Source organism: Dietzia sp. DQ11-71 (genome assembly GCF_014144995.1).
GTDB classification, from domain to species: Bacteria; Actinomycetota; Actinomycetes; order Mycobacteriales; family Mycobacteriaceae; genus Dietzia; species Dietzia kunjamensis.
This window is the reverse complement of sequence record NZ_JAALDT010000251.1, coordinates 1-8,076: the sequence shown is the minus strand read 5'-3', so window position 1 is coordinate 8,076 and position 8,076 is coordinate 1. Positions and strand designations below refer to the sequence as shown.

Genomic DNA, 8,076 nt, shown 5'->3' with positions numbered 1-8,076 from the left:
GGCCACGGACACCATGAGCGCGCGGGCCGCCGCGTTCTCCCCCGCCTCGCGGGGCGCGGTCGAGACCAGCACGCCGTCCTCGCGGCCGTCGGGCAACTGCCCGACGGCCGTGCACGGCACCTCGACGGTGAGGTCGAGCGGGTAGTACGCGACGAGCGGCGCGGTGACCGGCTCGAGGGTGCCCGCCTCGGGCCAGCTGACGGTGGAGGTGGTCTGCGTGACCGGCAGCAGCGGCACGATGATCGCGAGCAGGATGCCGACGAGTCCGCTGACGGCGGCGACGATCCCCCACCGAGGTCCCCTACGGGACTTTTCCGGCACGTCAGGGACCTCGGCGGCAGTCGATGGCATGGCGTCCACGCTATAACGAGGGGAGGACGTTCCCCGAAACGACGAACGCGCCGGAGGGGGTTCCCTCCGACGCGTTCGTCGGTGTTGTGGCCAGAGTCGGGATCGAACCGACGACCTTCCGCTTTTCAGGCGGACGCTCGTACCAACTGAGCTACCTGGCCCTAAGACCACCGGCGCACCCGGTGAACACCGAATGCGCCGGTATGTCTCTGGCGACCCTGACGGGACTCGAACCCGCGACCTCCGCCGTGACAGGGCGGCGCGCTAACCAACTGCGCCACAGGGCCGTGCTCTTCGCACGAGAAAGAACATTAGTGGACCGCCGGACCTTTGCGCAAATCGGCCCCCTGCCAGCCGTATCCGAGCACGTCAGGGTCGCGACAGAGGCACGCGGGCCATGAATGCACGAGGTCCCGGCCACCTGACGGTGACCGGGACCTCGACCATGTGTACCCCCTACGGGATTCGAACCCGCGCTGCCGGCGTGAAAGGCCGGTGTCCTAGGCCGCTAAACGAAGGGGGCCCACGCCACGTCCGGGTGCCCCGGTCCGCAGCGGGGTCCAGTGTAGGGCACCGCCCACCGGGCGGATAAACCAACCGCACACGAGGACGGTATCGTGACCGTCGCCCCTATAGCTCAGTTGGTAGAGCTACGGACTTTTAATCCGCAGGTCGTCGGTTCGAGCCCGACTGGGGGCACCATGTACCGCCCGGCGCGCGGGCCCATTGGACCTGCTCGCGCCCCGCTGGGAGAATCGGGGTCATGTCCGCACCCACCGCCGCCGCGGCCCCCGCACTGCGCATCGGCCCCCTGGAGCTCGCGTCCCCCGTCGTCCTGGCGCCGATGGCCGGGGTCACCAACGTCGCGTTCCGCACGCTCTGCCGCGAGATCGAGCGTGACCAGCAGGGCTCGGTGTCCGGCCTGTACGTCTGCGAGATGGTCACCGCCCGCGCCCTGGTGGAACGCCAGCCCGGGACGCTGCACATGGCCACCTTCGCCCCGGACGAGTCGCCGCGCAGTCTGCAGCTGTACACGGTCGACGCCGAGTACACCTACGCGGCCGCCAAGATGATCGTCGACGAGGACCTGGCCGATCACATCGACATCAACTTCGGGTGCCCCGTGCCCAAGGTCACCAGACGTGGTGGCGGGTCCGCCATCCCCTACAAGCGCCGGTTGTTCCGCTCGATCGTCGCCGCGGCGGTCCGCGCCACCGAGGGCACCGACATCCCGGTGACGGTGAAGATGCGCGTCGGCATCGACGACGCCCACCACACCCATCTCGACGCCGGCCGCATCGCCGTCGAGGAGGGCGCGCAGGCCGTCGCGCTCCACGCACGGACGGCCGCCCAGCGGTACTCCGGGGAGGCGGACTGGTCGCAGATCTCCCGGCTCGTCGAGCACGTCGGCGCGGTCTCGGATGTGCCGGTGCTGGGGAACGGCGACATCTTCTCCGCCGAGGACGCCGTGCGGATGCGTGAACAGACCGGCTGCGCGGGCGTGGTGATCGGCCGCGGTTGCCTCGGCCGTCCGTGGCTCTTCTCCGAACTGGCCGCACGGTTGGACGGTCGTGAGGCGCCGACCCCGCCCGCGCTGGGCGAGGTCGCGCGCATCATGTACCGCCACGGCGAACTCCTCGCGCAGCACCACGGCGAGGACAAGGGGATGCGCGACATCCGCAAGCACGTCGCGTGGTACCTCCGGGGCTTCCCGGCCGGATCGGAGAAACGGGTCGGCCTGTCCGCCGTCCGCACCCTGGACGACCTGGCCGAGCTGCTCGCGGACCTTCCCGCCGACGAGCCCTTCCCGGCCGACGGGTACGGACCGCGGGGGCGTCAGGGCTCCCCCTCCAAGGTGCTGCTGCCCGAGGGCTGGCTCGATGACCCGGAAGACGACGCCACCGCGCTCGAGGGCGCGGACGCCGAGAACTCGGGCGGCTGAGCCCGCCGCGGACGAATGTTCACCGGTCGTTCACCGCACCGGCGGTGACCGCCCTGACATGCGCGTATTCTGGCAACATGCGTCTTGTCTACTCCGAAGAACTCGCGGGCCTGGCCACGTCCATGGCCCGGATGTGCTCCCTCGCGACCGATGACATGGAGCTGGCGACCCACGCCCTGCTCCAGGTCGACCTCGTCGCCGCGGAGAAGGTCCTGGAGTCCGCGACGGAGATGTCCAGGCTGGCGACCGAGAACGAGGAGCGGGGTTTCGCCCTGCTCGCCCTCCAGGCGCCCGTCGCGCGGGACCTGCGACAGGTGGTCACGTCGATCCAGCTCGTGCAGGACCTCGTCCGGATGGGCACCCTCGCCGGACACGTCGCCAAGATCGTCCGCCGTCGCCATCCCGAGCCGGTCCTGCCGGAGCCCGTCAACGGCTACCTCGCCGAGATGGGCCGGGTGGCGGTCTCACTGGGGCGCTCCGCCACCGAGGTCCTCCTCAACCGTGATGCCGAGCAGGCGGCCACGCTGGCACGGCAGGATGATGCCGTCGACGACCTCCGGCGCCATCTGTTCACCCTGCTCACCGTCCGGGAGTGGAAGTGGGGCGTCGCCTGCGCGGTCGACGTCACCCTCCTGGGCAGGTACTACGAGCGCTTCGCCGACCACGCCGTGGAGGTCGCCCAGCGCGTGATCTTCCTGGCGACCGGCGAGTACGCCACCGTCCCCGAGGACGACCCCGAGCGCCCGTCCCCCTCCAGCGAGGAACTGGTGCGCCAGTTCAACGAGACGGACCGGACCTTCAAGGAGCGCATCGCCCGCCACGAGGCCACGGGCCGGGACGGCACCGCCGGGGACTCTTGACACATCGCGACCTGACGTGGGGGAACGTCACTGCCCCGGTGCCGGCCTCGAGGCCTGTACCGGGGCAGTGACGTCCGTGTGAGCGCCGGGACGGGTCAGCCGAAACGGCCGGACACGTAGTCCTCGGTCTGCTTGTTGTCCGGGTTGGAGAAGATCTTCTCCGTGGAGTTGACCTCGACCAGTTGCCCCGGCATGCCGGTGGCCTCGAGGGAGAAGAACGCGGTCTGATCGGACACGCGGGCGGCCTGCTGCATGTTGTGGGTGACGATCACGATCGTGAACTCGTTCTTGAGTTCGGCGATGAGGTCCTCCACGGCCAGTGTCGAGATCGGGTCGAGCGCGGAACAGGGTTCATCCATCAGGAGTACCTGCGGCTCGATGGCGATCGCGCGGGCGATGCACAGACGCTGCTGCTGGCCGCCGGAGAGCCCACCACCGGGCTTGTCGAGGCGGTCCTTCACCTCGTTCCAGAGATTCGCACCGCGCAGCGACTTCTCGGCGACCTCGTCGAGGGTCTTCTTGTTCTTGACGCCCTGGAGCCTGAGCCCCGCGACCACGTTCTCCTTGATCGACATCGTGGGGAACGGGTTGGGGCGCTGGAAGACCATCCCGATGGTCCGCCGGACGGCGACGGGGTCGATCTTCTTGTCGTAGATGTCCACCCCGTCGAGCTTGATGGAGCCCTTGACGTAGGCCCCGGCGATCTCCTCGTGCATCCGGTTGAGGGAGCGCAACACGGTGGACTTGCCACATCCGGAAGGGCCGATGAACGCGGTCACGGACCGGGGCGGGACGTGGAGGTCGACGTCCTTCACCGCGTGGAAGTCACCGTAGAAGATATCGACGTTCTCGAGGTCGAGTCGCTTTGCCATCTGAACCGATGTGTCCTTACTTGGTCTTCGGCGCGAGCGCCTTGGAAGCGAACGCCGCGAGAACGTTCGCGAGCGCGATGATGAGGATGAGCGTGAGGGCCGCGCCCCAGATGCGGTACTGACCGGCGTCGTTGGGGTTGGACAGCTGGTTGTAGATCAGCAGTGGCAGCGAGGCCATGTTGCCCTGGAAGAGGTCGTAGTTGTAGCTCGCGGTGTACCCCACCAGGATCAGCACGGGCGCGGTCTCCCCCATCACCCGGGCGAGCGCCAGGAAGATGCCCGAGATCATCCCCGACAGCGCGGTGGGGATGACCACGCTGGTGATGGTCTTCCACTTGGGCACCCCCAACGCGTACGAGGCTTCACGCAACTCATCCGGGACGAGCTTGAGCATCTCCTCGGTGGAGCGGACGATCAGCGGGATCATGAGCAGGACCAACGCGAGTCCCACAGCGAAGGCGCTCAACTCGAACTGCAGCATCGTGATCCAGATGCCGAAGATGAAGATCGCCGCGACCACCGAGGGAACGCCGGCGAGGACGTCGACCATGAGGGTGGTGGGTCGCGCCAGCGTGGAGTCGGGATACTCCACGAGCATGATCCCGGCGGCGATACCCAGAGGGATCGAGATGACGGCCGCGATGAGCGCCTGGACGAGGCTGCCGTAGATGGCGTGACCGACGCCGCCGGCGAGCGACGACGGCGATACCAGGAAGAGCGAGTTCGTCCACCAGTTCGGGTTGATGATCGCCTCGGCCCCCGCGGAGACCACCTTGTAGAGCAGCGCGATCAACGGGATCACCGCGACGATGAACGACAGGGTGAACACGACCGTCGCCACGGAGTTCTTCGCCTTCCGCCCACCGGAGACGGGGAGGAAGGTCTCGGACGGCTTGGCCGGTCGTGCGAGGTCGGGGGTTACCTGGGACATCAGCCGTTGACCTTTCCACCGGACACCGAGCGCGCGATGAGATTGACGATGAACGTGAGGAGGAAGAGCACGAGCCCGGCGGCGATGTAGGCCCCGGTCGACATCGGGTTGTTGAACTCCGCGGACCCGGAAGCGATCTTGGACGCGAACGTGAAGCCCCCGTCGAACAGGGAGAGGCCGCTGGCCGAGCTCGAGGCACGGAGGATGATGAGCACCGCCACCGTCTCACCGAGCGCTCTGCCGAGGGCGAGCATCGACCCGGCGATCATGCCCGATTTGGCGTAGGGGAAGCACGTCATCCGGATCTTCTCCCACTTCGTCGCGCCGAGTGCCAGAGCGGCCTCCTGGTGCAACGACGGGGTCTGACGGATCGTCTCGCGGGACATCGAGGTGATGATCGGGAGGATCATGATCGCGAGCACGATGCCCGCGGTGAAGATGGTCCCGCCTCCGGCGATCGAGACGTTCCCGTCGGCGAAGAGGAAGAACCACCCCAGGTTCTCGTTGAGCCAGGTGGCGAAGGGGGTGATCCACGGGCCGAGGACGATGAGTCCCCACATCCCGTACACGATCGACGGGACGGCCGCCAGCAGGTCGATCATCGCCGACAGCGCCCGGGAGATCCGGGGTGGCGCGTACTGGACGAGGAACGTCGCGATCCCGATCGCGACGGGCACCGCGAGCAGCAGTGCGAAGACCGAGCTCAGGACCGTGACCTTCAACAGGTCGAGGATGCCGAACCTCAGGTTGTCGGGATCGGTCGTGTTCCACTCGGAACTGGTGAAGAAGTTGACCTGGTCCTGGAGGATGGAGGGCACCGCCTGGAGGACCAGCACGATGCCGATCAGCGCGATGAGCCCGACGATGATCGCGCCCGCCGCGACCGTGACCGACCGGAAGACGGAGTCGATATTCCGGGACGACCCGTTGGTGAGCAGGCCCCGTGGGCCGTCTCCCCGGCCCCCGGCCCCCGGGTGGTCGTCCTCCGACCATTCACCGCGGCGGCCGGCGGTCTTGTCGACGTCTCGTTCGACGGAGTCGTGCACAGTCATGGGACCTTCAGTCTTCCGGGGGTCTGTATGAGGTCGGTCGCCGTCCCCGTCCGCGGACGGGGACAGCGACCGGGCTATCACTTGATCGCGTCGATCGCGTCAGTCAGCTTGCCACGGAAGGCGTCGGGAACCGGAATGTAACCCTCGCCCTCGAGCTCACCCTGCACGGACTCGGAGACGGCGACGTTCAGGAAGGCCTTGACCGCAGCAGCGGTCTCGGCGTCGGGGTACTCGGAGCAGACGATCTCGTAGGTCGGCATGAGGATCGGGTAGGCCCCCGCGGCCTCAGGGACGTAGAAGGACGAGGTGTCGATCACCAGGTCGTTGGTCCCCTCGTTCTGCAGCTTGGCGGAGTCGATGGTCGTGCCCGCGGTCTCGGCGTTGAGCTCCACGCCCTCGGCGTCCGCCGGCGTGATGACCTTGGCCATCGACAGGCCCTGGTTCTTGGCGTAGGACCACTCGGTGTAGGTGATGGTCCCCGGGGTCTGGCCGATCGCGGCCGAGACGCCCTCGTTGCCCTTGGCGCCCTCGCCGACGCCGCCGTTGAACGTCTTGCCGGCCTCCTGGGTCCACGCGCCGTCGGACGCGGCCACGAGGTACTTCTGGAAGTTGTCGGTCGTACCCGACTCGTCGGAGCGGAAGATCACGGTGATGTCCTGCTCGGGGAGCTCCACTCCCTCGTTCTCCGCGGCGATGGCCGGGTCGTTCCACGTGGTGATCTCACCGTTGAAGATCTGGGCGATGGTGGAGCCCGACAGGCTGAGCTCGACCCCGTCGAGGTTGTAGGCCACCGCGATCGGACCGAAGACCGCCGGAAGGTGCCACGCGGGGCTCTCACAACGCTGCTCGGCCCGGGGGTACTCGTCCTCCTTCAGCGCCGAGTCGGAACCGCCGAAGTCGGTCTGTCCACCGATGAACTCCTTCACGCCGGCGCCGGAGCCGTTGGAGTTGTAGTCGATGGTCTGTCCCTCACAACTCGTGGCGTAGGAGTTGGCGAAGATCGTCATGGCGTTGTTCTGCGCCGAGGATCCCGAGGCATTGAGGTTGGGCTTCCCCTCGCACTCGACGCCCGCGACGTTCTGGGCGGTGTCGTTGGTCCCCGCGTTGTCGTCGGAGCAGGCGGCCAGTCCGGCCGTCGTCAGGGCGGCCAGCCCGAGCAGGGCACCGGTGCGCTTGAGGTCCACAGAATCTCCTTGGTTCATCCGGTGGAGACCTCCACCGGGTCACGTTGTCGGCGACTGGGTCGCAGGGTCGGACCGGGACGCGCCGATCCGACGTGGAGAGAACCTAGGGTGCGGACGTGAACAACGCCGAGGACGTAGGTGAACCCGAGATGAACTCCCTGGTCATGGGCTGTTCACCCGGACAGACGTCCCTCCCCCCGCGGTACCCCACCTGGGGTGATCCTGAGATCTCGCCTCGGGACCGCCGCGGAATTCAGCGCGAGGCGTACGTCACGTCTCGGTGCTCGACGGCGAAACCGAGCCTCTCGTAGGTGCGGATGGCCGGGAGGTTGTCGCCCTCCACGTAGAGGACGACCGACTCCGCCCCGGCCCGGCCCTCGAGGTGCTCGACCCCGACGGCGGTGAGCAGACCGCCCAGGCCCCTGCCCTGGTCAGACGGGTCCACGGCGACCACGTAGACCTCGCCCTCGACCGGCTGCCCGGGCTCGGCGACTGTCTTCGTCCAGTGGAATCCGGCCAGCCGCGGCGTCTCGCCCGCGGCGTCCACGGCGAGGAAGACCGCGCCGGGATCCACCCAGTCGACGCCGAGCCGGTCGTCGAGCTGCTCTCGCGTCCAGCCCCCCTGTTCCGGATGCCACGAGAACGCGGCGTTGTTCACGCGGAGGAACTCCTCCCGGGTGTCCATCCCCGGCCACCGCGACCCGCCCTCCGACGCGGCCTCGGCGAGGGTTCCTGTCTCGATCCCCCCGGACGGGTGCGGATCCGCAAGCGCGGGCCCTCCGGCGGCGCGCCGGCGCATCTTCAGCAGTTCGCGTGTCCGCGCCAGCCCGAGGCCCTCTGCCAGGGCCCGCGCGGACGGCAGGTCACCGTGCGCCCACATCGCG

Annotated in this window: 7 protein-coding genes, 4 tRNA genes and 1 pseudogene; 3 read left to right on the top strand and 9 right to left on the bottom strand. The window is 68.3% G+C overall.

All coding sequences use genetic code 11. The features are described from left to right. The 4 genes and pseudogenes from G6023_RS09600 to G6023_RS09585 form a co-directional block, all read right to left on the bottom strand. Window positions 1–351 (bottom strand): annotated as a pseudogene (locus G6023_RS09600) (arabinosyltransferase domain-containing protein); the annotation flags it as partial. 87 nt (window positions 352–438) lie between these two features. Then, window positions 439–512 (bottom strand) — tRNA-Phe (locus G6023_RS09595). Window positions 513–561: 49 nt separating this feature from the next. Next, window positions 562–638 (bottom strand) — tRNA-Asp (locus G6023_RS09590). Between the two features lie 163 nt (window positions 639–801). Continuing rightward, window positions 802–874: transfer RNA gene (locus G6023_RS09585), tRNA-Glu, on the bottom strand. A 103-nt stretch (window positions 875–977) separates the two neighbouring features. Here G6023_RS09585 and G6023_RS09580 point away from each other — a divergent pair. From G6023_RS09580 to phoU, 3 genes are all read left to right on the top strand, one after another. Continuing rightward, window positions 978–1,053, top strand: a tRNA-Lys gene (locus G6023_RS09580). A 61-nt stretch (window positions 1,054–1,114) separates the two neighbouring features. After that, window positions 1,115–2,293 carry a tRNA dihydrouridine synthase DusB gene (dusB, locus tag G6023_RS09575; RefSeq protein WP_067712036.1) on the top strand — a complete coding sequence of 393 codons (1,179 nt, stop codon included), beginning with the start codon at window positions 1,115–1,117 and terminating at the stop codon, window positions 2,291–2,293. A gap of 77 nt (window positions 2,294–2,370) precedes the next feature. Further along, window positions 2,371–3,153, top strand: coding sequence for a phosphate signaling complex protein PhoU (phoU, locus tag G6023_RS09570; protein ID WP_067712032.1), 783 nt, complete (start codon window positions 2,371–2,373; stop codon window positions 3,151–3,153). Between the two features lie 95 nt (window positions 3,154–3,248). Here the strand turns inward: phoU and pstB are convergent, their stop codons facing one another. From pstB to mshD, 5 genes are all read right to left on the bottom strand, one after another. Beyond that, window positions 3,249–4,025, bottom strand: a complete 777-nt coding sequence (pstB, locus tag G6023_RS09565) for a phosphate ABC transporter ATP-binding protein PstB (RefSeq protein ID WP_067712029.1) — start codon at window positions 4,023–4,025, stop codon at window positions 3,249–3,251. A 16-nt stretch (window positions 4,026–4,041) separates the two neighbouring features. Further along, the gene (gene pstA, locus G6023_RS09560; RefSeq protein WP_067712026.1) at window positions 4,042–4,956 is read right to left on the bottom strand and encodes a phosphate ABC transporter permease PstA; all 915 of its coding nucleotides are present in this window, start codon (window positions 4,954–4,956) and stop codon (window positions 4,042–4,044) included. Beyond that, window positions 4,956–6,008 carry a phosphate ABC transporter permease subunit PstC gene (gene pstC, locus G6023_RS09555; RefSeq protein WP_082923668.1) on the bottom strand — a complete coding sequence of 351 codons (1,053 nt, stop codon included), beginning with the start codon at window positions 6,006–6,008 and terminating at the stop codon, window positions 4,956–4,958. Before pstC ends, pstA begins: the two co-directional genes overlap by 1 nt. Before the next feature lie 77 nt (window positions 6,009–6,085). After that, on the bottom strand, window positions 6,086–7,192 hold the full coding sequence (pstS, locus tag G6023_RS09550) for a phosphate ABC transporter substrate-binding protein PstS (RefSeq protein ID WP_182635181.1): 1,107 nt from the start codon (window positions 7,190–7,192) through the stop codon (window positions 6,086–6,088). A 253-nt stretch (window positions 7,193–7,445) separates the two neighbouring features. Continuing rightward, window positions 7,446–8,076, bottom strand: a 631-nt coding sequence (gene mshD, locus G6023_RS09545; RefSeq protein WP_182635180.1) for a mycothiol synthase, incomplete at its 5' end; no start/stop codon positions are given.

What these genes read in the sequence shown, in the direction of transcription:
- dusB (WP_067712036.1), top strand. Translation starts at nt 1,115, where the DNA reads ATGTCCGCACCCACCGCCGCCGCGGCCCCCGCACTGCGCATCGGCCCC.
- phoU (WP_067712032.1), top strand. Translation starts at nt 2,371, where the DNA reads ATGCGTCTTGTCTACTCCGAAGAACTCGCGGGCCTGGCCACGTCCATG.
- pstB (WP_067712029.1), bottom strand. Translation starts at nt 4,025, where the DNA reads ATGGCAAAGCGACTCGACCTCGAGAACGTCGATATCTTCTACGGTGAC.
- pstA (WP_067712026.1), bottom strand. Translation starts at nt 4,956, where the DNA reads ATGTCCCAGGTAACCCCCGACCTCGCACGACCGGCCAAGCCGTCCGAG.
- pstC (WP_082923668.1), bottom strand. Translation starts at nt 6,008, where the DNA reads ATGACTGTGCACGACTCCGTCGAACGAGACGTCGACAAGACCGCCGGC.